25 protein-coding genes and 1 tRNA gene are annotated in these 24,280 nt (G+C 59.9%); 15 read left to right on the top strand and 11 right to left on the bottom strand.

The features are described from left to right. Positions 1–9: 9 nt before the first annotated feature. Entirely contained in the window at positions 10–1,428 is a 1,419-nt protein-coding gene (locus ACR0MI_RS01575) for a protein adenylyltransferase SelO (RefSeq protein ID WP_170816576.1), read from the bottom strand. Between the two features lie 85 nt (positions 1,429–1,513). Here ACR0MI_RS01575 and ACR0MI_RS01570 point away from each other — a divergent pair, with 85 nt between their 5' ends. Together ACR0MI_RS01570 and ACR0MI_RS01565 are read left to right on the top strand one after the other, a co-directional pair. Beyond that, on the top strand, positions 1,514–1,933 hold the full coding sequence (locus tag ACR0MI_RS01570; RefSeq protein WP_170610541.1) for a cupin domain-containing protein: 420 nt from the start codon (positions 1,514–1,516) through the stop codon (positions 1,931–1,933). A 4-nt stretch (positions 1,934–1,937) separates the two neighbouring features. Continuing rightward, positions 1,938–2,828, top strand: a complete 891-nt coding sequence (locus ACR0MI_RS01565; protein ID WP_170816577.1) for a fatty acid desaturase — start codon at positions 1,938–1,940, stop codon at positions 2,826–2,828. Positions 2,829–2,893: 65 nt separating this feature from the next. On the opposite strand, the gene ACR0MI_RS01560 is transcribed toward ACR0MI_RS01565, so the two are convergent. Further along, entirely contained in the window at positions 2,894–4,021 is a 1,128-nt protein-coding gene (locus ACR0MI_RS01560) for an anhydro-N-acetylmuramic acid kinase (RefSeq protein ID WP_480853687.1), read from the bottom strand. Positions 4,022–4,262: 241 nt separating this feature from the next. Here ACR0MI_RS01560 and ACR0MI_RS01555 point away from each other — a divergent pair, with 241 nt between their 5' ends. From ACR0MI_RS01555 to ACR0MI_RS01535, 5 genes are all read left to right on the top strand, one after another. Then, positions 4,263–5,555 (top strand): MFS transporter, encoded by a 1,293-nt coding sequence (locus tag ACR0MI_RS01555; protein ID WP_170610532.1) that lies wholly within the window; start codon positions 4,263–4,265, stop codon positions 5,553–5,555. Between the two features lie 87 nt (positions 5,556–5,642). Next, a complete protein-coding gene (gene tyrS / locus ACR0MI_RS01550) occupies positions 5,643–6,893 on the top strand; it encodes a tyrosine--tRNA ligase (protein ID WP_170610530.1) in 1,251 nt (416 codons plus the stop codon). A gap of 259 nt (positions 6,894–7,152) precedes the next feature. Beyond that, the gene (locus ACR0MI_RS01545; RefSeq protein WP_480440379.1) at positions 7,153–8,421 is read left to right on the top strand and encodes an agmatinase family protein; all 1,269 of its coding nucleotides are present in this window, start codon (positions 7,153–7,155) and stop codon (positions 8,419–8,421) included. A gap of 181 nt (positions 8,422–8,602) precedes the next feature. Then, positions 8,603–8,944, top strand: coding sequence for a DUF3299 domain-containing protein (locus ACR0MI_RS01540; protein ID WP_170610527.1), 342 nt, complete (start codon positions 8,603–8,605; stop codon positions 8,942–8,944). Between the two features lie 127 nt (positions 8,945–9,071). Further along, positions 9,072–9,827 carry a 3-hydroxyacyl-CoA dehydrogenase gene (locus ACR0MI_RS01535; protein WP_170610524.1) on the top strand — a complete coding sequence of 252 codons (756 nt, stop codon included), beginning with the start codon at positions 9,072–9,074 and terminating at the stop codon, positions 9,825–9,827. A 72-nt stretch (positions 9,828–9,899) separates the two neighbouring features. Here ACR0MI_RS01535 and ACR0MI_RS01530 read toward each other — a convergent pair whose 3' ends face one another. The 3 genes from ACR0MI_RS01530 to ACR0MI_RS01520 form a co-directional block, all read right to left on the bottom strand. Next, positions 9,900–11,708 carry an ABC-F family ATP-binding cassette domain-containing protein gene (locus ACR0MI_RS01530; protein WP_480552922.1) on the bottom strand — a complete coding sequence of 603 codons (1,809 nt, stop codon included), beginning with the start codon at positions 11,706–11,708 and terminating at the stop codon, positions 9,900–9,902. Positions 11,709–11,776: 68 nt separating this feature from the next. Beyond that, positions 11,777–12,511: a GNAT family N-acyltransferase gene (locus tag ACR0MI_RS01525; protein ID WP_170619152.1), complete on the bottom strand. Its 735-nt coding sequence runs from the start codon at positions 12,509–12,511 to the stop codon at positions 11,777–11,779. 98 nt (positions 12,512–12,609) lie between these two features. Beyond that, positions 12,610–13,086, bottom strand: coding sequence for an outer membrane protein assembly factor BamE (locus ACR0MI_RS01520; protein ID WP_170610518.1), 477 nt, complete (start codon positions 13,084–13,086; stop codon positions 12,610–12,612). An 85-nt stretch (positions 13,087–13,171) separates the two neighbouring features. Between ACR0MI_RS01520 and ACR0MI_RS01515 the strand changes: the two genes are divergently transcribed. From ACR0MI_RS01515 to ACR0MI_RS01480, 8 genes are all read left to right on the top strand, one after another. Continuing rightward, positions 13,172–13,708 (top strand): DUF177 domain-containing protein, encoded by a 537-nt coding sequence (locus ACR0MI_RS01515; RefSeq protein WP_170610515.1) that lies wholly within the window; start codon positions 13,172–13,174, stop codon positions 13,706–13,708. Between the two features lie 205 nt (positions 13,709–13,913). Then, a complete protein-coding gene (gene rpmF / locus ACR0MI_RS01510) occupies positions 13,914–14,120 on the top strand; it encodes a 50S ribosomal protein L32 (RefSeq protein ID WP_008756996.1) in 207 nt (68 codons plus the stop codon). A gap of 24 nt (positions 14,121–14,144) precedes the next feature. After that, the gene (gene plsX, locus ACR0MI_RS01505; protein WP_170610513.1) at positions 14,145–15,233 is read left to right on the top strand and encodes a phosphate acyltransferase PlsX; all 1,089 of its coding nucleotides are present in this window, start codon (positions 14,145–14,147) and stop codon (positions 15,231–15,233) included. A 22-nt stretch (positions 15,234–15,255) separates the two neighbouring features. Beyond that, positions 15,256–16,227, top strand: a complete 972-nt coding sequence (locus ACR0MI_RS01500) for a beta-ketoacyl-ACP synthase III (RefSeq protein WP_170610510.1) — start codon at positions 15,256–15,258, stop codon at positions 16,225–16,227. A gap of 96 nt (positions 16,228–16,323) precedes the next feature. After that, the gene (gene ihfA / locus ACR0MI_RS01495; RefSeq protein WP_008755922.1) at positions 16,324–16,626 is read left to right on the top strand and encodes an integration host factor subunit alpha; all 303 of its coding nucleotides are present in this window, start codon (positions 16,324–16,326) and stop codon (positions 16,624–16,626) included. An 18-nt stretch (positions 16,627–16,644) separates the two neighbouring features. Next, positions 16,645–17,268 (top strand): MerR family transcriptional regulator, encoded by a 624-nt coding sequence (locus tag ACR0MI_RS01490; RefSeq protein WP_170610507.1) that lies wholly within the window; start codon positions 16,645–16,647, stop codon positions 17,266–17,268. Positions 17,269–17,329: 61 nt separating this feature from the next. Further along, a tRNA-Pro gene (locus ACR0MI_RS01485) sits at positions 17,330–17,406 on the top strand. A 61-nt stretch (positions 17,407–17,467) separates the two neighbouring features. After that, positions 17,468–18,547 (top strand): 2'-deoxycytidine 5'-triphosphate deaminase, encoded by a 1,080-nt coding sequence (locus tag ACR0MI_RS01480; RefSeq protein ID WP_170610504.1) that lies wholly within the window; start codon positions 17,468–17,470, stop codon positions 18,545–18,547. Between the two features lie 3 nt (positions 18,548–18,550). Here the strand turns inward: ACR0MI_RS01480 and ACR0MI_RS01475 are convergent, their stop codons facing one another. From ACR0MI_RS01475 to argS, 6 genes are all read right to left on the bottom strand, one after another. Then, positions 18,551–18,793: a hypothetical protein gene (locus ACR0MI_RS01475; protein ID WP_170610500.1), complete on the bottom strand. Its 243-nt coding sequence runs from the start codon at positions 18,791–18,793 to the stop codon at positions 18,551–18,553. A 63-nt stretch (positions 18,794–18,856) separates the two neighbouring features. Next, positions 18,857–19,513, bottom strand: a complete 657-nt coding sequence (gene scpB / locus ACR0MI_RS01470; RefSeq protein ID WP_170610498.1) for an SMC-Scp complex subunit ScpB — start codon at positions 19,511–19,513, stop codon at positions 18,857–18,859. After that, positions 19,506–20,300: a segregation and condensation protein A gene (locus ACR0MI_RS01465; protein ID WP_170610495.1), complete on the bottom strand. Its 795-nt coding sequence runs from the start codon at positions 20,298–20,300 to the stop codon at positions 19,506–19,508. The genes scpB and ACR0MI_RS01465 overlap by 8 nt, the downstream gene beginning before the upstream one ends. Beyond that, positions 20,290–21,297, bottom strand: a complete 1,008-nt coding sequence (gene nagZ / locus ACR0MI_RS01460) for a beta-N-acetylhexosaminidase (protein ID WP_480853452.1) — start codon at positions 21,295–21,297, stop codon at positions 20,290–20,292. The genes ACR0MI_RS01465 and nagZ overlap by 11 nt, the downstream gene beginning before the upstream one ends. Next, entirely contained in the window at positions 21,294–22,406 is a 1,113-nt protein-coding gene (locus ACR0MI_RS01455) for an SPOR domain-containing protein (RefSeq protein ID WP_480440385.1), read from the bottom strand. The genes nagZ and ACR0MI_RS01455 overlap by 4 nt, the downstream gene beginning before the upstream one ends. A 39-nt stretch (positions 22,407–22,445) precedes the next feature. Then, the gene (gene argS, locus ACR0MI_RS01450; RefSeq protein WP_170610489.1) at positions 22,446–24,191 is read right to left on the bottom strand and encodes an arginine--tRNA ligase; all 1,746 of its coding nucleotides are present in this window, start codon (positions 24,189–24,191) and stop codon (positions 22,446–22,448) included. Positions 24,192–24,280: the final 89 nt, after the last annotated feature.

The raw sequence follows: 24,280 nt of genomic DNA, 5'->3' as shown, positions 1-24,280 counted from the left end.
CCTCTGCGCTCACGTGCCACAGAAGGTCGCCCGGACCACCTCACTTTCGGTCGGGGGCCGCATCAAGCCGGCCGCATCGGGCTGATCCACGTATGGGTTCGCCAGTACCTTATTCAGACGGTGAAACGGCGCGTAGTCTCCTTTCACGGCGGACTGAATCATCTGTTCGACACGGTGATTACGCGGGATGAAAGCCGGATTGGCCATTGCCATAACGCTTTTCGGGTCTGCCTCGCGTGCCAGACGCGCATGCCATCCTTCGGCCCAGGCGTCAAACGCCTCGCGCTCGGTGAACTGGTCCCGTGCAGCATCGCTGCCCAGCGCGCGGAAGGTATTAGTGAAATCGGCGCCGTTCTGGGCCATCCGTGTCAGCAGGTCGGAAATCATTTCAAGGTCGCCGTCCTCTGCCGTCGCAAGACCGATCTTGGCCCGGAACCGGCGCAACCAGTTCGCCTGCAGCAGCTCGGGCATGGCGTGCACGATCTCCGTCGCCTCCTCGACGGCGGCTTCCTTGTCCTCTATCTGCTGGATCAGCGATGTGGCCAGTTGCGCCACATTCCAGACGGCAATCTCGGGCTGGTTGGAATAGGCATACCGCCCCATCCGGTCAATCGAACTGTAGACCGTGTTCGGATGATAGCTGTCCATGAAGGCACACGGCCCGTAATCGATGGTCTCTCCGGCAACCGAGCAATTGTCGGTGTTCATCACCCCGTGAATAAACCCCACACTCATCCAGCCCGCGATCAGTTGCGCCTGCGCGTCGACAACCGCACGCAGCAGGCCCATCGGACCCTCTGCGTCGGGATAATGGCGCGCAATCGCATAGTCCGTCAGTCGTTTCAAACTGTCCAACTGCCCGCGCGCGGCAAAGACCTGAAACGTGCCGACCCGCAGATGGCTTTGCGCGATCCGGGTCAGAACCGCGCCGGGCAACGGGCCTTCCCGCAGAACGACCTCACCCGTTTCCACTGCCGCCAGCGCCCGGGTCGTCGGGATGCCCAGCGCGTGCATGGCTTCGGACACCACGTATTCGCGCAGCACCGGCCCCAGCCAGGCGCGTCCGTCCCCTTGCCGCGAAAACGGGGTCGGTCCTGATCCTTTCAACTGAATGTCCCGGCGCACCCCATCCGTGCCGACCGTCTCACCCAAAAGCACGGCGCGGCCATCGCCCAGTTGCGGATTGTAATGCCCGAACTGATGCCCGGCATAAAGCTGCGCCAACGGTTCGGCCCCTGCAGGCACGGCGTTTCCGGCAAAGGTCTCGGCCATTTCCTGCACATCACCCGCAGAAATTCGCAGAACTTTGGCCAGATCGGCATTGAACGCGATCATCTGCGGTGCTCGAACAGGAACCGGCGCCTGCCGCGCAAAAAACGTATCCGGCAGTCGGGCGTAGGAATTGTCGAAGGGGATCGTCAGGGTCATGCGCCAAACATATGGCCTGTGCCTGCGATTGCCATAGCGGATTGCGCCATCCCGTGCATAATTGACCCGAACATCCGAGGATCAAATGACCGCACAAGAGATCATCAATCACCTGCAAATGCAGCGCCACCCTGAAGGCGGCTGGTTCCGGGAAACCTGGCGCGCCAGCAATTCAGGCCGCGCCACTGGAACCTGCATCTATTTCCTTCTGCAGCAAGACGAAAGCAGCCACTGGCACCGTGTCGATGCCACCGAAATCTGGCTTTACCACGCCGGCGCGCCGTTGGTCCTTTCGCTGAGCGCAACCAGCCACGGCCCGGCCACCGATCACCTGCTCACCCCCGATCTGTCTGAGGGTGAGCCGCAACTGATCGTGCCGGAAAACCACTGGCAATCCGCCCGCAGCACCGGCGCCTATACATTGGTCAGTTGCACGGTCTCGCCGGGGTTTCAGTTCGAAGGCTTCGAACTGGCCGAACCCGGCTTCGACATCCTGCGCGGCTGACCTCATGGATCACCGCGCACTCGTCTCTTCCATCCCGGCAGACACAAAGGACCGTCTGCAAAGGCGCTCGGACATCTTCGGGTTGAAACATCTTCTGATCTATCTTGGGGTTCTGACTGCAACCAGTGCCGGCATCGCTGCACAAATCCCGTTCTGGCCCGTTCTGCTCTTGCCGCAGGGCATTCTTCTTGTCTTCCTGTTCACGCTCAGCCACGAATGCACCCACAAAACCCCGTTCCGGACCGGATGGCTCAACGACGCGGTCGGCCACGTGGTCTCGGTTCCCATCGCGCTGCCCTTCACATGGTTTCGCTTTTTCCACCTGGCCCACCACAAATGGACCAATCACCCGCAGAATGACCCCGAGCTCGACGGCAAGCCCCGCCCGGACAACTGGCGCAGCCTTGCGGTCTACCTCAGCGGCTGGCCATACTGGTCCGGCATGGCACAGGTGATGTTCCGAAACGCTTTCGGCAGGATCGACGCGCCCTACCTGCCCGCCCGCCAGCATCGCGCAATCCGGGCCGAGGCGCGCTGTCTCCTGTCCCTCTACACCCTCGCGGTCCTCAGCCTGTTGTTTTCCCCAACCCTCTTCTGGCTATGGATCCTTCCGGTTCTGATCGGCCAGCCGTTCCTGCGTCTCTACCTGTTGGCCGAACACGGCCTCTGCCCGCCCGTCGCCAACATGCTGGAAAACTCACGCACCACCTTCACCAACAGGCTGATCCGCTTTCTCGCCTGGAACATGCCCTACCACGCGGAACACCACGCGTTTCCGAACGTCCCGTTCCATCAGTTGCCCGAACCGCACCGCTGGACACAGGCGCATCTGAAATCCACGTCAAACGGCTATGCCGAATTCACCTCGGACTACGCCCAAAGCCTTAGCCGTTAGGATCCGTTCTTCATCTGGCCCCAAATATCCCGGGGTGAGGCCGCAAGGCCGAGGGGCAGCGCCCCTTACCCGCCAACCGCGACCCCACGGGACGGCGAGGATACAATCCCGCCCCCCACCAACGCCTTGACCCCGGTTGTTCCCGGGCACGAGGTCGGCAGCCCCCGCGCGACGCGCACCGCGAGATAGGCAAACGCCTGCGCCTCCAGCATGTCGCCATCCAATCCAACGGCCTCGACCGGTTCGACCGGACAGTCCAGTGACACACTCAGCATCTTCATCAGCACCGGATTGCGCCGTCCGCCGCCCGTAACCAGCACCCGTTCGGGCGGTTTCGGGCAATGTTCCAACCCCTGCGCCACACCGGCCGCGCACATTCCGGTCAGGGTTGCGACTGCATCCGCATCGCCGAGCTCTCTGACCAGTTCAATCATCTCGGCAAAATCGTTGCGATCCAGTGATTTCGGCGGCATCCGGGCAAAGAACGGCTCTGCCAGAAACAGCTCAAGCGCGCCTGTCTCCACCGTACCGCCCCGCGCCACGGCCCCGTCCCGATCCATTGGCAGACCCAAGCGCGCCTGCATCAGATCGTCAACCGGCGCGTTGGCCGGACCGGTGTCAAAAGCCAGCAATGCACCCGGCGTCTCTGGCCCGGCACAGGCCGGATCCACATAGGTCAGGTTGCCGACCCCGCCAAGGTTCAGGAAACACAGTGGCCGGGTCGCGCCAATCCATTTGGCGCAGGCAAAGTGAAAGAACGGTGCCAGCGGCGCCCCCTCGCCCCCCATCGCCACGTCGTCGCTGCGGAAATCCCAGACCACCGGCAAGCCCAGCGCCTGCGACAGGCCAACTCCATCGCCAACCTGCAACGTCCCTTGTGTTTTCGGCGCATGGGCCAGGGTCTGTCCGTGAAACCCGATGACGTCCACCTCTTCGAACTCTGACAGAAGCTCGGCATGGGCGCGGGTCACCAACTCTTCCGCCGCGTCGACCTCGGGGCCGTGCCAGCGTCCCAGCGCCTTGCGCAACAGCGTGCGTTCCTCATCCGAATACGCGCGGTACAGGCTTTCCCCAAACCCGAGAATCTCGCGCCCGTCCGTTACCACCACGGCGGCATCCACCCCGTCCAGAGAAGTTCCGGACATGGCGCCCAAAGCTCTGACGGACCCGTTTTTCTTGATGGCCTGCCCCACCCTTGTCTCTCCTGCAACTTCATTCTGCGCCTGAAATCCCGGCGTCAGGCTCAACCTGCCCATGTATAGCCGCACAAAGCAAGCCGCATGAAATTCGCCGATCACAAGGCAACCGAAATCGTTGCCTCAAATCTATATCCAGCCCGGCACCGCACTCCGACACTCGGGGGATTTGCGAAAAAGTGACCGAGTATGGCAAGTTACAACCGTATCGAAACCTGAACACCCGAGTCATTACCCGATGCAGCGACCGGACACCCCCGAGGGCACCAATCCGATTGAAGCCCGCAACTACCAGCTGATTTTCTGGTCAGGCGCGCTGGCGACGATCGGCGGGCAACTGGTCAACCCCCGGCTGGTTCTGCCATTCCTCTATCTTGCGCTTGGAGCCCCCACCTTCGTTGCAGGCCTGCTGCTGCCGTTTGTCACCGGCGCAAGGCTGATCGCTGAAATCTTCGTCTCGCCCTTCATCAACCGCGTGACCCGCGCGAAAGTGGCGGTCTATATCCCAAACATCCTGACCGGGGCCATCCTGGCCGTCGTGGCGTTGTTTGCCACCAACCTGCCACAGATCATGGTGGTCGCATTGTTCCTGATTACCGCGATCATCATGGGCCTGTGTCAGGGGATCACCAGCCTCGGCACCAGCCAGATCTACGGCGTCTCGGTTCCCAAGGCCAAGCGCAACCGGATGGTCTTTGCCCAGGCCACGATCTCGGGCGTTCTGGCAATCGTGATCGTCTGGATCACCAAGGATCTTCTGGCCTCAGAAGAACCCCTGCAACGCCATATCGTCGTCATGTGGTGCGGTGTTGTCGCGATGTTTGCCGCCGGTATCAGCTTTGCCGGTGTCCGCCTGCTTGAGGAAGAACACGCTGCCAAACCCGCACCGGCACAAAAGCCCAAGCCCCTTGCCGAGCTTGCCACCGGCTTCAAAACCGGCATGGCCCTGGGCTGGTATCGCAAATTTCTGACCGCCCGTATGATCTTCATCTCGGTGGAACTGGCCATGCCGTTCTACACCATCCACGCGGCGACCTACCATGTGGGCACCAAACACTCGCTCAGCTACTTCGTCATGGCCGCCAGCGCAGGTGTCGTGATCGGCTCGGTCGTCTGGGGCTGGCTCAGCGGGCGCATGTCGGTCAAGCCGGTCATGTGGCTAGGGTGCCTGATTTCGATGATATCCGCCATTCTGGCGCTGGCGTTCACGATGCTGGGCTACGCACAGAACGTCTGGCTCTACGCGCTGGTGATCCTGCTGCTGTCCGTCGGAGGTAATGGCGTGATCTACGGTCGCTACCTCTATCTGATCGAGTTGACCGAGGAAAAGGAACGTCCCTACCTTGTTGCGCTGGGGGACGTGATTGCCGGATTGGTCGGCATCGTGTTCGCCGCCATTCTTGGCGCCGTGGCGCATCTGCATGACCCGGTCACGCCCATTTTCGTGCTGGCGGTGCTGAACCTGATCGCAATGATATACGCGTTCAGCCTGCCACCGGTCGACCAGTCACCTGAACCGAAAGACCCTTAGGCATCGATCTCAGCGAAAAAGGTGCCTTTCCCTTACTCATCCCGCCGCCTATACAGTGCCCCGCAACATCAACCCCGAGGGCACGATATGAACTACCACCCCAAATCGGATTTCATCGCCACGATGATCGAGCGCGGCTTTCTCGCCGACTGCACCGATTATCAGGGCCTTGACGACGCGCTGATCAGCGGGGTGCAAACTGCCTATATCGGATATGACGCCACAGCGCAGTCGCTGCACGTGGGCCATTTGATGAACATCATGGTTCTGCGCTGGCTGCAAAAGACCGGCCACAAGCCGATTACCCTGATGGGTGGCGGCACGACCAAGGTGGGCGATCCCTCGTTCCGCTCGGACGAGCGCCCTCTGCTGGGCCCCGAACAGATCGACGCCAATATCGCGGGCATGAGGCAGGTTTTCGCCAAATACCTGTCCTATGACGACAGCGAAACCGGCGCGCTGATGCTGAACAATGCCGAATGGCTGGACAGTCTGAACTACCTCGATTTCCTGCGCGATATCGGGCGGCATTTCTCAGTCAACCGGATGCTGAGCTTTGAATCGGTGAAATCACGGCTGGATCGTGAACAATCGCTGTCCTTCCTCGAATTCAACTACATGATCCTGCAGGCCTACGACTTCCTTGAACTGAACCGCCGCTATGGCTGCGTTCTGCAGATGGGCGGCTCGGACCAGTGGGGTAACATCGTCAACGGCATCGACCTGACCCGCCGGGTTCTGGATCAGGAGATTTACGGCCTGACCACGCCGCTGCTGACGACCAGCGATGGCCGCAAGATGGGCAAGTCGCAGGGCGGCGCGGTCTGGCTGAACGGCGACATGCTGAGCGCTTACGAATTCTGGCAGTTCTGGCGCAACACCACCGACGCAGATGTGGGCCGCTTCCTTAAAATCTTCACGGAACTCCCTGTCGAGGAATGCGACCGCATGGGCGCGCTGGCCGGGTCCGAGATCAACGAGGCCAAAATCCGTCTCGCCAACGAAGTCACCACGCTGCTGCATGGGGCCGACGCCGCCGCGACGGCAGAAGCCACCGCCCGCGAGGTTTTCGAAAAAGGCGGTGTCGGAGGTGATCTGCCCACCCTGACCCTCAGCGTGGATGAACTGGGCGACGGCATGTCCATCGTGCAGATCATCGTGAAATCCGGCCTGGCAAAATCGGGCAAGGAAGCCAAACGCCTGATCGCCGAAAACGGCGCCAAACTGGACGACGCACCGTTGACGGATGCGGGCCTGATGATCGACGCAGGCGCGCTGTCTTCACCGATCAAGCTGAGCGCCGGAAAAAAGCGTCATGCGCTGGTGCAGCTGGGCTGAAGACAAATACAATTCTTCGAAGCGGCCATCTGACCGGTGGCCGTTTTCGTTTGACCGCCAAGCTTAACCATGGGCGGAGCGCCAGCTAAGTGGACAAGGTCGCAAGTCTGGAAAAGAAACTCTGGATTTGCAGGAGGAAAAACATGCTGACAAAAGGCCTTAAATCCCAGTGCAAAGGACACGCCCGAGCCAGAATTTGCGAAAATCCGCAGTTTCGGCGATAGTTTCGGTTCAGCCAAAACCAAGGGAGGAGCCTCCGGTGTTTCAAAGTCTCCAATTCACGCTCGCTATTTTGTGCGTTGCCTTTGCAAGTTCCGCAAACGCTCAAATTTATGGTCATGAATTCGAAGGTGCCCAAGCACCGATCCGTGAGGGGGAACAACCCGTTATTCCTTTGGACACTGAAGATCCAACTTACAATGCATGGCGCACTCCTTTGCCAAGTTTTGAAGGAGAGCGTGAAGGACGAGAACCCGGGGTTGTCGACCCTCAGCGTTTCCCTGGTCAAGGCTATATGCAACTCCCAACTTTCTTGCACCAACCGTTAGCATTCACGCCCGGCGATCTAGCCGCTGCTGAAGTTGACGTCGCCATCATGGGTGCCTTTACTGACATGGGGACCGGCGCACGCGGGGCGTCGCGCGGTCCGAATGCAGTTCGTAACTCCTCGTTGTATCTCGGCCGTGGGGCGCGGCAGCCGCATATGCACGTCATGGTTGATCCGCTGCAGGAAATGACAGTTGTTGACTACGGAAACGCCCCGAACGACATCATGAGCACCGAGCGCACAATTCATGCGGTCCGTTCTTTTGTTGGTCAGGCAGCGGCAGTGCAACACGCTGACGGCAGCCATGTGATACCTTTTATTGTTGGTGGTGATCATTCTCTGATGTACCCAAACGTCGCTGCGATGACGGACGTTTATGGAAAAGGCAATGTGGGCGTCGTTCATTTCGATGCACACTACGATGCCGGAAAGTATGGCTTTGGACACCTGATCAACCATGGCATGCCTGTTTTCAGGTTGATCGAAGAAGACTTGGTCGAGGGCAAAAACTTCATTCAAGTCGCATTGCGCGGATACTACCCGGATGAAAAAGCGTTTGAGTGGATGCGCACCAACCAATTCCGCTATCATACCATGGCCGAGATCGAACATCGCGGCTGGGACGCGGTTATGGAAGACGTCATTGTCGAAGCAAATGACGGGCCGGAGTTTATCTATATCTCTTTCGACATCGACACTTTTGACCCGGCATTTGTCCCCGGCACGGGAACGCCCGAACCTGGCGGCCTGATGCCGCGCGAAATCTTTCCGATAATTCGTCGTCTCTGCGCCGAGGCAAATGTGATTGGGTTCGAAATTGTCGAACTGGCTCCGTTGATGGACCCAACCTACGTTTCGGCTTTGAATGCCAATCGAACGATCAGGGAATGCCTGACCGGCATTGCGATGCGTAAACAGGGTTTGACCGAACCGGATTACAAAAGCCCGCTCACTGTTTCACACGGTCAGAATGACAATTAGGCTTCCGGTCTGTTCAGTCTTCTTTGTTTCTCTGACCGGTTTGGCAGCACAGTCCGAGCCACAAAAGATTTCATGGTCAGATCTTCGCGAAGGCCGCCTTGTCGAGTGCGCTCAGTTTTTGGATGAATACCTGTCAAACCCAAGTTGCCTGCCCAGAGACTTAAGCGATCGTATGCTATCGATGCAGATTGCCGAATGCGTGCCGGGGAACTCTGACCTGGAAGGCGATCTTGTTCTCATTGCCGGGTACGCTCATCCCGTTGAGTTTGAATTCAAGGACGTGAAAGACTTCCTGTTAGTGCCTCTGTTGTCTCAGACGTGCCGGCATCCAACCGCACCACTTCCTGATCAGGTAATTTCTGTTGAGTATCCGGAAGGCGTCGACATATCTGCGGATCCGGTTTGGGTTACAGGTGAAATCTTCATCCGACAGTCTCAGAGCGAACTCGCGCCTTCAGTCTACAAGATCAAAGCTTCGGACGTTGTTACAGCAACCATTCCTGACGTCTCAGCCGCCGAGTGAAACCACCCGTCAGGCGATAAACTACCCAATTGAGACGGAAACGGACCTTCCTGCACACACGACTGGACAGGCATAGCCTCTTCCCATTAAATGAACATACGTTCAAATCACCGCAGAGGAGCCCGCCATGCAATTGTCCACCACAGCCGCGATCGTCACCGGCGGCGCATCCGGATTGGGCGAAGCCACTGCCCGCCATTTTGCGGAAAACGGTGCTCAGGTCACGATTCTGGACCGGGACGCTGATCGGGGAACGCAGGTGGCAAAGGATATCAATGGGCACTTTGCGAATACGGACGTGACTGACGAGGCCTCGGTCTCTGCTGCCATCGCATTGGCCACGGACAAGATGGGCAAGATCACGGCCGCCGTGAACTGCGCCGGTATCGCTTATGGCATCAAGACGGTCGGCAAGGATGGCCCCCACCCGCTAGACGCGTTCCAGCGAACCATCGACATCAATCTGGTCGGCACCTTCAACGTGTCACGTCTCGCCGCAACCGAGATGGCGCGGAACGAACCCGAACCCGACGGCGCACGCGGGGTGATCATCAACACGGCGTCGATCGCGGCTTTCGACGGACAGAAAGGTCAGGCCGCCTATGCTGCCTCCAAAGGTGGCGTGGTGGGCATGACCCTGCCCATGGCCCGTGATCTGGCCTCGACCGGCATACGCGTCATGACCATCGCGCCCGGTATCTTCATGACCCCGATGCTGGCCGGGTTGCCGGAAGAGGTGCAGCAGCAGCTTGCCGCCGACGTGCCCAACCCGCCCCGTCTGGGTGATCCGCGTGAATACGGGCGTCTGGCTGGATTCATCGTCGAGATGGGTTACCTGAACGGCGAAGTCATCCGCATCGACGGCGCGCTGCGCATGCGCTGATGCACCGAATACGGCCGCAGGAATTTGGTACAAATCAAACGCACCCGGGATGCCGGGACGTACAAAACTGTACTAAGTGCCTTCGGCCTTTTCTTCCAGCATCAGCCATTCTTCCTCGGCGGCGGACAGTTTCTCCTGCCGCTCGACCAGCGCATCGGTGGCTTTCTGAAACTTGACCGGTTCTCGGGTAAACAGCTCCGGGTCGGACATCAGGTCTTCCAGCTTGGCAATCTCAGCCTCAAGGCGCGTGATCTCGGCCGGAAGCTTGTCCAACCGGTGCTTTTCCGAGAAGGACAGTCCCGATTTCGGCTTCGTCTCCTGCTTGACCTTTGCCCTTGAAGGCTTTGATTTTTCTTCTTTCTTATCGGTCACGTCGCCGCGTTGCGCGATGTAATCCGACCAGCCGCCAGCATAGACCGTGGCGCGCCCATTACCCTCCATCGCGATGGTAGTGGTGGCCACGCGATCAAGAAAGTCCCGGTCATGGCTGACCAGCAAAACCGTGCCATCATAGTCGTCCAGCAGTTCCTGCAACAGGTCCAGCGTCTCGACATCCAGATCGTTGGTCGGTTCGTCCAGCACCAGCAGATTCGATGATTTTGCCATCAGCTTCGCCAACAGCAAACGTGCTTTTTCCCCACCAGACAAAGACTTAACGGCTGCTCTCGCCTGCCGCTCGTCGAACAGAAATTCCTTGAGATAGCCAACCACATGCTTGGGCTGGCCGCCGACCATAACCTGATCAGCCTTGCCCGACACCCGCATGTCCGGATCACCGGTCAGGCTGTCCCACAAGGTCATTTCGGGATCAAGCTGCGCCCGTGTCTGATCGAAAACCGCGATCTCCAGATTGGTCCCCAGGTTGACCGCGCCCTCATCCGGCGCCTCTTGTCCCAGAAGCATCTTCAACAGCGTCGTCTTGCCCACACCATTGGGCCCGACAAAGGCCACACGGTCACCGCGCTGAACCAGCAGATCGAAATTTCGCACGATCTGCGTATCCCCAAAGCTCTTGGCCAGCCCTTCGGCCACAATCACCTTTCGGCCGGATTTCGGGCCGGATTCCAATGACATGGCGGCAGCGCCCTGACGTTTGATCTGCGCTGCTTTCTCCGCCCGCAGCGCCTGCAAGGCACGCACACGACCCTGGTTGCGCTTGCGTCTGGCGCTAATGCCCTCAACTGCCCATTTCGCCTCGGACTTGATCAGCCGGTTCAGCTTGTGGCGTTGCTGGTCTTCCTCCTCCCAGACCTTGTCCCGCCACACCTCGAACGCGTCAAACCCCTGTTCCTGCCGCCGCACCGACCCGCGATCAATCCACAAAGTCGCCCGCGTCAGCGCGCGCAAAAAGGCACGGTCATGCGAGATCAGGACAAAAGCCGCCCGCGCTGACCCCAGCTCGCGTTCAAGCCACCCAATCGCTTCGATATCTAAATGGTTGGTCGGCTCGTCCAGCAACATAAGATCCGGGGCCTCGGCCATCAGCTTGGCCAGCGCCGCCCGCCGCCGCTCGCCGCCCGAGGCGGTCTCAACCGCGCGTGACGGGTCGAACTTCAACCCCTCACCGGCGCGTTCCACCTTGTACAGTTCGCCCGGCTCCAATCCGCTGGACGCGTAATCGCCCAGCGTTGCGAACCCTTCCATCGTCGGGTCCTGCTCCATGTACCCAACCGATTTTCCGGGCGGCACAACGATTTCGCCGTGATCAGGCTCGACCAGACCCGCCATCACTTTCATCAATGTGGATTTGCCTGATCCGTTGCGCCCGACAAGGGCCACCCGATCACCGGGCTGGACCACAAGATCAAGCCCGGAAAACACCGGATCACCCCCGAACGTCAGGGAAATACCGGACATCTGCAACAAAGGAATTCTCGCCATGCCCGCCAGCTAAACCGGCTGACGGGACGCGTCAACGCCCCCGCTTCACCTTTTCCAAAATACTCAAATCACCCGGCCACGGTTCGCAGCAAACGTTTGCGGCTCGGGGGTATCGCTCCGATCTCAAGCCCGGTAAACACATGCAACGTGTTCATGTGCCGATCCACCACCGCATGATCGCTGACCCAGCCCCCCATCATCAGATAGGTCCGCAACAGAGGCGGCATCCGCAGCATCGCCTTCTTCACATCCGGCCTGCGCCGCAGGCGCGCGGCAAAGCGGAAAACATCCGGTGCCTTGACCCGGGGCAACCAGCGCTTCGGTGCCAGATGGCGATGTTTGAGCATGGCGAATGCGTCCAGGTACTCAGCCGTCTCGGTGCCTGCGAAAGAGGAACAGCCAAACAGCATCCGGACCTCGTTCTCGTCCACATAAGTGGTCATGGCCCCCCATGCGACGCGCAGTATGTCGTGATCGAAACAGTCGGGATGTATGCAGAACCGCCCCATCTCAACCATCCGCCCGCTGAAACCTTCAAGCGCCGAAAGGTCATAGAATTGCGAGGAATAGCTGCGCCCAATTTCAGCGCCGCTGTTCATTGTCAGCATGCGGAAGCAGCAAACCAATTGCCCGCAGTTTCGCACGTCTTCAACCAGTATATGCGCGCAGACCGGATCGAAATCGTCCTGATCGGCCTGCCCCGTTCCAAAAGCCAGTGTCCGCAGTCGCTGCGCCGCCGCAACGTCCTGCGGTGACTGCGCAAGACGGGCGCGATACCGCCCCTTACCGAGCAAAAGTGCCATGGTCGCATCATCCGCGGTTGCTGACCCGAAATCGACTTGCCGTATCGATACCATGCAATGTGTGACTGTCGTGTGACCATCGCAAGTTTGGCGGAACTTTAGTTTGTTGCCCCCGGGATGTTGGCCGGGTTGAAGTTGCCAATGTTACCGATCAGCTGGCGAATAAGCCCTTGGTCCTCGATGTTGGATTCGGTAACGCGGCGCTCCAGCGGCACTACGATTCCATCCTCCAGGCCAAAACGTTCAATGTTTCGCACAACACCCCGCTGGTCGAAACTGATGGCCAGCAACTCTCGCGATACCACTTCGGGCTTCTTGGGGCCGTAAAACCGGACACGCGACGCCACATAGTAGTACCCCGAATCCCGAACTACACCGGTCGAGGTGGGCGCGCCGACCGCTTCGGCCACGCTGTCGCGGGTGTCTACGCCAACTTTGATTTCTGCCAGCTCTTCGGCCGGTGGAATATAGCCGTGGTTTTTGTAGGTCGCCGTACAGGCACCTAGGGTTGCCAGGCACGCAGCAAAGACAAGCGTCTTCGACGCCGGATTGAACCTGTTCACGATCTTCAACATCTGCACCCTCTTGCCTTGGCCTCTTGCGGCTTCTATCCGATTACAGAAACCGGTGCCTCGGTTCAACACAGGAAAGGGCCATGAAGTGAGCAACCATACATCTCTGCGGGTGGCCGACCTGCCGCAAAACACGCCGACGCCGTTTGATTTGCGCCCCGGGACCCAATCTTTGGCGGCGATCAAGGACGAACTTGGGCTGCTGGGGCTGCGCAAACTCAGCTTCAAGGGAGACGTACGCGCGCAGGGAAAGCGAGACTGGGTGGTCAGAGGCAAGCTCGGCGCGACGGTCGTTCAGCCCTGTGTCGTCTCGCTGGATCCAGTGACAACCCGGATCGATCTCCCGGTCACACGAGTATTTCTGGCCGACTGGAGTGACCCGGACGAAGAAGAGTTCGAAATTCCCGAAGGGGACGAAACCGAACCGCTGGGCGCCGAAATCGATCCGCAAGCGATCATGATCGAGGCGCTGTCGCTGGCCTTGCCCCAATACCCGCGCAAGGACGGCGCGGAACTGGGGCAAGCTGACTATACCGAGCCGGGCAAACAGGCGATGACGGATGAGGACGTCAAGCCGTTCGCCGGACTGGCTGGTTTGCGCGATGCGATGAAAAAAGACGAGTGACACGAGGGCGATTTCCTGTCATAGCAGGCGCTCAGAAAAATCGCTTGAACATGACGAGAATCGCAGTATTTTCGCGCGCTCATCGGAATTTGGGTTAGACATTGCGGGGCTCGTCCCCTAAACGCGCGTCAAACCACGAGAAAACGAAGAATGAAACCCCGGCCACAGCGAATCTGTCGGCCCTTAATAGACAAAGGTTGAGACCATGGCCGTCCAACAGAACAAAGTTTCCAAGTCGCGTCGCAACAACCGTCGCGCACACGACGCTCTGGTTGCTGCAAACCCGAACGAATGCCCGAACTGCGGTGAGCTGAAGCGCCCGCACCACGTTTGTGCATCCTGCGGCCACTATGATGATCGCGAAGTCGTCGCACAAGCCGACGAAATCGATCTGGACGAAGACGCAGCCTAAGCCTGACAGGACGCAGGCCCAGGCATGACGGATCAGCCCACGCAAAACGACCGGATCATCATCTCGGTTGATGCTATGGGTGGTGATGCAGGGCCCGCTGCCGTTGTCGCGGGTATTGCCAAATCGGCAAGTAAGAACCCGGACATCGGATTTATCCTGCACGGGCCGGAAGAAGAGCTGCGCAGACTGGTTGCCAAACGGCGTGTCCTTGAAGGGCGCGTCGTTTTTCGTGATTGCCCGGACGTGGTCACGATGGAGGACAAGCCCAGCCAGGTGGTGCGCAACGGCAAGCAGACCTCGATGTGGTCGACGCTGGAAGCGGTCCGCGAGGGCGATGCCCATGGCGCGGTGTCCTGCGGCAATACCGGCGCGCTGATGGCGTTGTCGATGATGCGCCTGCGCAAATTGCCCGGTGTGAACCGTCCGGCCATCGCCATTCTGTGGCCTTCGCGCAACCCGCAGGGTTTCAACGTGATGCTGGATGTCGGTGCGGATGTCCGCGCCGACGCCAAAGATCTGCTGCAATATGCATTGATGGGCGCATCCTACGCGCGCAATGGCATGGCGCTTGGTCGCCCCCGTATCGGCCTGCTGAACGTGGGGACCGAAGAACACAAAGGCCGCGCCGAACTGAAAGAAGCCCACACGATGATTACGGAATTCGCAGAGCAGGCGAATTTCGAATTTGTGGGATTCGTCGAAGGCAGTGATATCCCCGGCGACAAGGCGGATGTCATTGTAACCGATGGCTTTACCGGCAATGTCGCCATCAAGACCGGAGAAGGCACAGCCAGCCTGATAGGCGACCTGCTGCGCGAGGCGTTCAAGTATTCGCCCCTGTCCCGGCTGGCCTCGGTTCTTGCGATCACCTCGTTGCAACGTCTGAAGAAACGCATTGATCCTCGTCGGGTGAATGGCGGAGTGTTTCTGGGCCTCAACGGGACCGTCGTGAAATCGCATGGCGGAGCGGATGCCACGGGTGTCTCGGCGGCCGTCAAACTGGCGTTTACCCTGGCCGAGTCGGGTTTCGCTGAAAAATTGGCGGCACGGGTTGCATCCACAGCCGAGCTTGCACAAGATGCCGCGCATACTCCGCCCCAGGCGGAAGAATAACAAAAAAGGCAGTACCTACAAAATGGCAGGCCGTTCAGTTGTAGTTGGTATCGGGCATTATTTGCCGGAACGCGTGGTCCCGAACTCTGAATTCGAAAAAACGCTGGATACAACGGATGAGTGGATTCGAACCCGTTCCGGAATCGAACGCCGTCACTTTGCCGCCGATGATGAGACGACATCCGACCTGGCCATCAAGGCAGCAACTGCTGCGCTGGATGATGCCGGTCTGACCGCCGATGATATCGATGCTATTGTTCTGGCGACATCGACCGCCGATCTGACCTTCCCGTCCGCTGCAACGATGGTGCAGGCCGGACTGGGCATGACCCGTGGTTTTGCTTTCGATGTGCAGGCTGTCTGCGCCGGCTTTGTTTTTGCGCTCGGCAATGCGAACGCGTTGATCCTGGCGGGTCAGGCAAAGCGGGTTATGGTGATCGGCGCCGAGACGTTTTCGCGAATCATGGACTGGACCGACCGGTCGACCTGTGTGCTGTTCGGAGATGGCGCCGGTGCGCTGATACTTGAGGCACAGGAAGGTGAAGGCACGGCGCAGGACCGTGGAATTCTGGCGACCGACCTGAACTCGGACGGGCGCTACAAGGATCTGCTCTATGTCGATGGTGGTGTATCCACCCAATCGACCGGCCATTTGCGGATGCAAGGCAATCAGGTGTTCCGCCATGCCGTCGAAAAGCTGGCCGGAACAGCGAACACCGCGCTTGAGCGAGCCGGGCTTGGCAGTGCCGACGTGGACTGGATCGTCCCGCATCAGGCCAATATCCGCATCATTCAGGGCACGGCCAAGAAGATGGGATTGCCCATGGAAAATGTCGTTGTCACAGTTCAGGATCATGGAAATACATCTGCAGCCTCGATTCCCCTGGCCCTGTCGGTCGGCAAGAAGCGTGGCCAAATCAAACCCGGCGACCTGATCGTTACCGAAGCAATTGGCGGCGGTCTCGCCTGGGGTGCTGTAGTCCTGCGCTGGTAACAGGCGCAATTCGGCTTACATGTCCGCTTGCAATTCATTGATATTGACAGCGAATTTGCCCTACCCCTATGCTTTGTTATCAACAGGGGAAATGGCATGGGCGACAAAACACTGACCCGAATGGATCTGAGCGAGGCCGTCTTTCGTGAAGTTGGCCTTTCACGCAATGAAAGCGCGCAGCTGGTCGAAAGCGTGCTGAACCACATGTCCGACGCACTGGTGCGTGGCGAACAGGTGAAGATTTCATCTTTCGGTACCTTCAGCGTTCGCGACAAAACCGCCCGTATCGGCCGCAACCCCAAAACCGGTGAAGAGGTTCCCATTCAGCCGCGCCGCGTGCTGACTTTCCGTCCGTCGCATCTGATGAAAGATCGCGTCGCCGCAGGGAATCGCAAGTAAGTTCAGGACGCCACGATTATGAGCAAGTCCCCCGACGCGTTTCGCACCATCAGTGAAGTTGCGGACTGGTTGGGCGTTCAGGCTCATGTTTTGCGGTTCTGGGAAAGCCGCTTCACGCAGGTCAAACCTGTCAAACGTGCTGGTGGCCGCCGGTATTACCGCCCCAATGACATGCGGCTGCTGGGTGGCATCAAGAAGCTTCTGCACGAAGATGGGACCACCATCAAAGGTGTTCAGCGTATCCTGCGCGAACAGGGTGTCGCGCATGTGGCCTCGCTGTCTCAGCCGCTCGAGGATGCGGCCGAGGCGGATGTGGTCACTCAGGACGGCACCGTCGTTCCGTTCACGGCTCCCCCCGTCCCGCCATCCGGTCAGATTGATCTTGATCTGGGCGACGGCGATTCCGTTACCCCGGAAGTTTCGGCCCGGCCCGAAGCGGCGGAAGCCCCGGCAACAAACGGCTCGGAAGCCGCTAGGCAGGCCGAACCAGAATATCTGGATGAGGCACCTTTGCTGGGCGGTATCGCATCGCAAGCCTGGAACAGGACCGAGTTTGACGAGGACCTGCTGAAGCAAATCGCCCCCGTCGCAAATGAACTGCGCGCACTGTTGAACAGAATAGAAAACCGATCGGCAGGATAAGAAAAAAGGCGATGATTTCCTCTTGCCCCTGCCGGGAAAGTCTTTATGAACACCTCAACGTCGGGCTATGGCGCAGCCTGGTAGCGCGTCCGTCTGGGGGACGGAAGGTCGCAGGTTCGAGTCCTGCTAGCCCGACCAAATCACACCGACGTTTATGGCAGACAGGCCAGATCCCGCTCTGGCATCAGGGGGGATCCGAATGACAGGCGTATGCCCGAACCAGCAGATCGAGGCGATGATTGCGCGCGGTGAGATTACCGCCAACCCCGATGTCCTTCCAGCGCAAATCCAACCTGCCAGCCTGGATTTGCGTCTTGGAACAGTGGCTTACCGGGTGCGCGCTTCGTTCCTGGCGGGTGAAGGACGCACAGTCGCGGATCGTCTGGCCGAGTTCGAGATGCATCGGATCGACATTACCGACGGTGCCGTTCTGGAAAAGGGATGCGTTTATCTGGTGCCACTGATGGAGTCGCTGGCCCTGCCTGCCGACACCAGCGCCGTGGCCAACGCCAAAAGTTCGACCGGGCGGTTGGACCTGCTGACCCGAACCATCACCGACGAAGGCACGGAGTTCGACCGGGTTCCGAAGGGGTATTCCGGCCCGCTTTATGCTGAGATTTGCCCCCGCTCGTTCTCGGTTCTCGTTCGTCCGGGGATGCGCCTGAACCAGATCCGCTTCCGTCAGGGTCAGGCCGTGCTGAGCGACGCGGAATTGACTGCGCTGCACGCTGAATCGCCGCTGGTCGATGGCCCTGCGGTGATTCAGGACGGGCTGGGTTTTTCGGTCGATCTGCAATTGCCGGACACTGATCTGGTTGGGTATCGGGCCAAACCCCATACCGGCGTGATTGACCTGGATCGCATCGGTGAATATGACCCGCAGGATTACTGGGAAGAAGTGCGGACCCGAAATGGCTGCATCATCCTTGATCCGGGCGCATTCTACATCCTCGTCAGTCGCGAGGCGGTTCATATCCCACCTATGTACGCCGCTGAAATGGCCCCATACTTGGCGATGGTCGGAGAGTTTCGCGTGCACTATGCCGGCTTCTTCGACCCTGGTTTCGGCCACGCCGCCGCCGGTGGCGAAGGATCGCGCGGCGTTCTTGAAGTGCGTTGCCACGAAGCGCCCTTCGTTCTGGAACACGGGCAGGTCGTCGGGCGTCTGGTGTACGAAAAAATGTCCGAGATGCCGACGCAGCTATACGGCGCCGGGATCGCCTCGAACTATCAAGGACAGGGGTTGAAACTGTCCAAGCATTTCAAAGCAGTCGGTTAACGGTCAGAACTTCATGAACCGGCGCATCTGCCGGGTCATGCGCTGAGCCTGTTTCATGCCCTGCGCCTGCCGATTGGCGCTTTCCTGCATGTGACGGTCGGCCTCCGGGTCGCGGGGCGCATCATTTGTCTGCCCGGGCTTGCGGGTCATCCGGTCGGCCATATCAAAGCTCATGTCCACGCCCCGCGTGACAAGCCGGCGCATGACCTGACGCACGATCATGTCGATGATCCGATTAGCATTCATTGCTTAACTCCGTTTTCTGCCCTTAACCTAGTCGATCCATGCGGCAACAAATGGGCGTCCTGCCTACTCGCCCTCGAACAGCTCGGTCTGCTCGTCGTCCGCCTCTTCTTCGCGCCCTTCACCCAGCGGGATCGTGCCCGGAGGGGGCCTGTTCTCGAGCAGACCGGCGGCGCGCAATTCCTTGAGGCCCGGCAGATCGCGGGCATTCTCAAGCCCGAAATGATCCAGAAACTCCGGTGTCACAACAAATGTCACCGGTCGACCCGGTGTCATGCGGCGACGGCCCAGCCTGATCCATTCCATTTCCAGCAACTGGTCGATGGTTCCGCGTGATACCGAAACGCCGCGAATTTCCTCGATCTCGGCTCGGGTACAGGGTTGGTGATAGGCCACAATGGCCAGCGTCTCAATCGCGGCACGGCTGAGTTTGCGGGTCTCGACCGTTTCCTTCTGCATCAGAAAACCCAGATCGGGGGCGGTACGGATCGCCCAGGCTTCGCCCACACGCACCACGCGCACGCCCCGCCCCTCATAACGTTTCTGCAACAATTCAACAGCTTGCGCGGCGTTGCTGCCGTGAGGCATGCGCGCCTCAAGATCGGCGATGGTCACCGGTTCGGCGCTGGCGAAAAGCACGGCTTCGACCATACGTTCCTGTTCCGCCAGGGGCGGCGCTTCGAACAGGGTGCCGGTGCCTTCGTCTTCGGGGGCGTCAGTCACGAGTGTCAGTCCTCTTGCGCAGATGGATCGGAGCAAAGGTTTCGCTCTGCTTGATCTCCATATGTCCTTCTTTCACCAGTTCCAGCGAGGCTGCAAACGTTGCCGCCGTGGCAGAGCGCCGCCGCATCGGGTCGGCATTCCAGCCCTCGGGCAGATAGGTCTCCATATCTGTCCAGGTGCCAGCGAACGCGATCAGGGGACGCATCCGCTCAAGCGCCTGCTCCATGGTGAATACGGCGTCGCGGTCCATCACAAACGGGCGGAACTCGTCGCGGGTCCGGATACGCGCATAGCCCTGCATCAGGTCCAGCAGCGTCGCTGAGTACGTCACGGTGCGGATGCGGGTGACATCCTCGCCCTGCCCGCGTTTGAAAAAGTCGCGCCCAAGCTGGTCGCGCGCCATCAGACGCGCGGCCGCGTCGCGCATGGCCTGCAGACGCTCCAACTGGAACGCCAGATGGGCGGCCAGTTCCTCGCCCGAGGGGCCTTCATCATCCGGGTCAGGGGGCAACAACAGTCGGGATTTCAAAAACGCCAGCCAGGCGGCCATGACCAGATAATCGGCAGCCAGTTCGATCCGCAGCGCACGGGCTTTTTCGACAAAGGCCAGATATTGCTGCGCCAGCGCCAGAACCGAGATTTTGCGCAGATCGACCTTTTGCGTCCGCGACAAGGTCAGCAGCACGTCCAACGGGCCCTCGAACCCGTCGACGTCAACGATCAGCGCCTCGGCTGCCAGCCGGTCCGCGACCGAGACCGGGTCTTCGCTGAAAAGGTTATCGTTCATACACCTGCCCGCCCATTAGGGCAGATAGTTCCGCCTCGGCCGCGGGGATGTCAAGTTCCCGAGGCACCTTGCGCATCGCCAGCGCCCGTTCAGCGCGAGTTTGCGCCTGCCCGGTCATCTCTCCGGCGGCTTCAAGCACACTGGCGCGGGCTTCGAAAGACCCGTTGCAGTGCAGAACCACATCGCACCCTGCGGCCAGTGCCTGACCGGCAATTTCTTCGGGCGCGCCGCTGAGCGCCTTCATCGAGATATCGTCGGTCATGATCAGGCCATCAAAACCGATCTTGTTGCGGATCAGCCCAATCATCGTCGGCGAAATCGTTGCCGGTTGTGGATCGATCCGGTCGTAGACCAGATGCGCGGTCATCCCCATTGGCAGGTCGTTCAGCGCGCGAAACGGTGCAAAATCGGCCTGTGCTAGTTCGGCCTGTTCCAGATCCACATGCGGCAGGTCATGGTGGCTGTCCAATGTCGACAGACCATGCCCCGGCATATGCTTGACAACCGGCAGGACACCACCATCCAGATGCCCCTGCGCCACGGCTTTGCCAATTTTCGAAACCGATGCAGGATCAGTGCCGTAGCAGCGGTTCTTCAGAAACGGGTGCGTTTCGTCGCGGGCCAGGTCAACCATCGGGGCGCAATTGCTGTCGATCCCCAACTCGAACAGCTCACTCGCAATCAGACGATAGCGTAGGTACATGGCGCGTTCGGCCTGATCGCCAGCGCGGCTGGCGTGGTCCAGTGGGGACATCCATTCCCTGGCCAAAGGCGAGCGCAAGCGCTGAACCCGGCCGCCTTCCTGATCGATTGTGATGGGGCAGTTGCGGCCCACCGCCTCGCGGAAATCATCGCACAGGGCACGGATCTGATCTGCGGTGTCGATGTTGCGGCCAAACAGAATAAACCCAAAGGGGTTCATCTGACGGAACAGGCTCTTTTCATCAGGCGTCAGACGCAGGCCTTCGGCATCGGTGATCGCGGCACCAAATGTCACCGTACTGCAACCGGGATGCAGTCAGCCCCCTGTGCCTGGAGCGCCGCGCAGAACTGACGCGAGTCGCTCAGATCGTCGAACCCCAGAACGCGCAGGCGATAGAATGTCCGACCGCCACTTGAGGTTTTCTGGATAACTCTTTGCTTTCCATCCATATACTCATCAAAGCGCCCGCTCATCCGGCCCCATTCCGCCTGCGCGACTTCAACGCTTTCGTAGGCCCCCAGCTGGGCCATCCGGGTACCCTTCGGCAGCGCATTCGGATCAACATCCAACCCGACCGCCGCTTTGACGGCGGCATTGATTGCGGCTTCGGTCTGGCTGTCCGCAAGCACACCGCGATGCACCGCGCGCGCTGGTCTCACCACCGGACGCAGAGATCTGCGAACGCCGGGCAGAACCGCCAGTTCTGGATCCGGCAATTGTGCGGCCAGATCGGCCGGATCAATGGCGGGCTCGTCATCTAGCGTGGATAGCGAGGCCAATTGCACGCCTCCCTCTTCCACCTGACCGGGACTGGCAGCTTCCTGGGCCAGCTCGGCAACCAGCGCGTCAACTGCGCCCTGCCGCAACCGCGCGGCCTCTTGATCCGAGATCGGCTCTTCGATGTGGTGTACGGCCTTTGTCGGCTTCAAGGTGCCCATCGGAGCATCCTCGTCCGCCAATGAAACCGGACGCGGTGCAAGGATCAGGCGATCAGCCGGCGCGGCGGCCGAGCCTTGCGCGGCAACTGCGTTCACAGCAAGCCCCTGGTGATCGGCGGGTGTTCCACCCGGGTTTTCCGGCTGGATACGCATCGGTCCTTCGACAGCGCGCACCACCGGGACCCCGCTGACATCGCGCATGATCAGTTTGTAACCCCAGACAGCGACACCGGCGACCAGCGCCAGAGAGGCGACCGCACCAAGCACATTGACGATCCGGCCCAGTCCAACCGCACTGTGCGGGGCATCATAGTCCTGCATGTCGTCGGAAAAATCATAGCCATCTTCGGGATGCGCCTGATTCGTGTAATGCATGTGCCCGGGGCCTGACTGCCCCGAGTAATCGTAACTCGTCATTTCCGCCTCACCGCCCGAATGCGCCTTAATACGTGGCGCGCGGGTCATTTCTTGTCTGCCTCGATCCGGCGGTTCGGGCGGTGTTGGTTACCGCATCTCCTGCGCCGGAGTGACGCCAAGAATACCCAAGCCCGCTGAAATCACAACAGAAACGGCCCGGGCCAAAGCGATTTTCGACTGGCTTGTGGCAACATCGCCATCCTGGATAAAGCGCAGTTGGGTTTCGTCATTGCCTTTGTTCCACAGCGCGTGGAAGTCGCCCGCAAGCTCGTACAGGTAGAAGGCAACCCGGTGCGGCTCGTTGGTACGCGCGGCGATTTCCACCAGACGCGGCCATTCGGCCAGTTTTTTGGCGACCGTCAGTTCAGAGGCATGGTCGTTCTTGCCCAAATCCGCCCCGGCAAGGGTCGCGTCATCCGTGGCAATCGCCGCCTCGGCTGCGCGGCGCAGCACGCTCATGACCCGGGCATGGGCGTATTGGACGTAGAACACGGGGTTCTCGCGGCTCTGTTCCAGCACCTTGTCGAAATCGAAATCCAACGGCGCGTCGTTCTTGCGGGTCAGCATCACAAAGCGGGTCACGTCTGGCCCAACCTGATCGACCACATCGCGCAGTGTGACAAAGTTCCCTGCCCGTTTTGACATCTTGAACGGCTCGCCATTCTTCCACAGTTTCACCAACTGGGTCAGCTTGATATCCAGCGGCACTTTGCCGTCGGACAGCGCCGACACAGCCGCCTTCATCCGCTTGACATAGCCACCGTGGTCGGCACCGAACACGTCGATCAGCGCATCAAAGCCGCGGCTCACCTTGTCATAGTGATAGGCGATATCCGGGGCGAAATAGGTCCAGCTGCCGTCCGATTTCTTGACCGGGCGATCGACGTCGTCGCCATGCTCGGTCGACTTGAACAGGGTCTGCTCGCGCGGTTCCCAATCCTCGGGCTTTTTGCCCTTGGGTGGTTCCAGCACACCTTCGTAGATCAGGCCCTTGTCAGTCAGCGATTGCAGCGCCGCCTCGATCCGGCCTGTACCGTAGAGCGACTTCTCCGAGAAGAACACGTCCATTTCGACGCCCAGCGCCTTCAGATCGGCCCGGATCAGATCCATCATCGCATCGGTTGCGAACTCGCGCAGCTCTTCCAGCCATTCGCTTTCCGGCTTGTCGATCAGGCTGTCGCCGTATTTGTCTTTCAGCGCCTCACCAATCGGGATCAGGTAATCCCCGGGATACAGCCCTTCAGCGATCTCGGGGCTCAGTCCGTTGGCTTCTCGATACCGCTCGTAGGCAGACCGCGCCAGCACATCGACCTGCGCGCCGCCGTCGTTGATGTAATACTCACGCGTCACATCATGACCCGAGTAGGCCAGCAAGCTTGCCAGAGCGTCACCGAATACCGCGCCCCGCGTATGGCCCACGTGCAGCGGACCGGTGGGGTTTGCGGACACGTATTCCACGTTCACTTTCTGCCCGTGACCCATGGTCGAACGGCCATAGTCTGTGCCCTTTTCCAGCACGGCAGCCAGAACGCCCTGCCAGACAGCGGGAGCCAGCCGCAGGTTCAGGAAGCCCGGCCCGGCGACCTCGGCACTTGTGATCCGGTCATCCGCCGCCAGTTTCCCGGCCAGCACATCGGCAATGTCGCGCGGCTTCATCTTGGCCGGCTTCGCCAACACCATCGCTGCATTCGTCGCCATGTCGCCATGCGCGGCGTCACGCGGCGGTTCGACCGCCACGTTGTCAAAGCTCAGCCCTTCTGGCAAAGCGCCTTCGGACTGCATCTGTGCCAGCGCGTCCAGAACGAGGCCGCGGATCTCGGAAAACAGGTTCATTTCGGATGTCCTTTTGCTTGCCCGGCGGTTTACCACGCAAAGCGGCAAGGTCAATGGAAGCGATCAGTTTAGGCTTGGTTTAGACGTGA

The organism is Ruegeria sp. D4 (assembly GCF_056534475.1).
This window is presented reverse-complemented; position numbering and strand designations above follow the sequence as displayed.

Excerpts from the sequence above, each read along its gene's own strand:
- ACR0MI_RS01575 (WP_170816576.1), bottom strand. The coding sequence starts at position 1,428 with ATGACCCTGACGATCCCCTTCGACAATTCCTACGCCCGACTGCCGGAT.
- ACR0MI_RS01570 (WP_170610541.1), top strand. The coding sequence starts at position 1,514 with ATGACCGCACAAGAGATCATCAATCACCTGCAAATGCAGCGCCACCCT.
- ACR0MI_RS01565 (WP_170816577.1), top strand. The coding sequence starts at position 1,938 with ATGGATCACCGCGCACTCGTCTCTTCCATCCCGGCAGACACAAAGGAC.
- ACR0MI_RS01555 (WP_170610532.1), top strand. The coding sequence starts at position 4,263 with ATGCAGCGACCGGACACCCCCGAGGGCACCAATCCGATTGAAGCCCGC.
- tyrS (WP_170610530.1), top strand. The coding sequence starts at position 5,643 with ATGAACTACCACCCCAAATCGGATTTCATCGCCACGATGATCGAGCGC.
- ACR0MI_RS01540 (WP_170610527.1), top strand. The coding sequence starts at position 8,603 with ATGCAGATTGCCGAATGCGTGCCGGGGAACTCTGACCTGGAAGGCGAT.
- ACR0MI_RS01535 (WP_170610524.1), top strand. The coding sequence starts at position 9,072 with ATGCAATTGTCCACCACAGCCGCGATCGTCACCGGCGGCGCATCCGGA.
- ACR0MI_RS01530 (WP_480552922.1), bottom strand. The coding sequence starts at position 11,708 with ATGGCGAGAATTCCTTTGTTGCAGATGTCCGGTATTTCCCTGACGTTC.
- ACR0MI_RS01525 (WP_170619152.1), bottom strand. The coding sequence starts at position 12,511 with ATGGCACTTTTGCTCGGTAAGGGGCGGTATCGCGCCCGTCTTGCGCAG.
- ACR0MI_RS01520 (WP_170610518.1), bottom strand. The coding sequence starts at position 13,086 with ATGTTGAAGATCGTGAACAGGTTCAATCCGGCGTCGAAGACGCTTGTC.
- rpmF (WP_008756996.1), top strand. The coding sequence starts at position 13,914 with ATGGCCGTCCAACAGAACAAAGTTTCCAAGTCGCGTCGCAACAACCGT.
- plsX (WP_170610513.1), top strand. The coding sequence starts at position 14,145 with ATGACGGATCAGCCCACGCAAAACGACCGGATCATCATCTCGGTTGAT.
- ACR0MI_RS01500 (WP_170610510.1), top strand. The coding sequence starts at position 15,256 with ATGGCAGGCCGTTCAGTTGTAGTTGGTATCGGGCATTATTTGCCGGAA.
- ihfA (WP_008755922.1), top strand. The coding sequence starts at position 16,324 with ATGGGCGACAAAACACTGACCCGAATGGATCTGAGCGAGGCCGTCTTT.
- ACR0MI_RS01490 (WP_170610507.1), top strand. The coding sequence starts at position 16,645 with ATGAGCAAGTCCCCCGACGCGTTTCGCACCATCAGTGAAGTTGCGGAC.
- ACR0MI_RS01480 (WP_170610504.1), top strand. The coding sequence starts at position 17,468 with ATGACAGGCGTATGCCCGAACCAGCAGATCGAGGCGATGATTGCGCGC.
- ACR0MI_RS01475 (WP_170610500.1), bottom strand. The coding sequence starts at position 18,793 with ATGAATGCTAATCGGATCATCGACATGATCGTGCGTCAGGTCATGCGC.
- ACR0MI_RS01465 (WP_170610495.1), bottom strand. The coding sequence starts at position 20,300 with ATGAACGATAACCTTTTCAGCGAAGACCCGGTCTCGGTCGCGGACCGG.
- ACR0MI_RS01455 (WP_480440385.1), bottom strand. The coding sequence starts at position 22,406 with ATGACCCGCGCGCCACGTATTAAGGCGCATTCGGGCGGTGAGGCGGAA.
- argS (WP_170610489.1), bottom strand. The coding sequence starts at position 24,191 with ATGAACCTGTTTTCCGAGATCCGCGGCCTCGTTCTGGACGCGCTGGCA.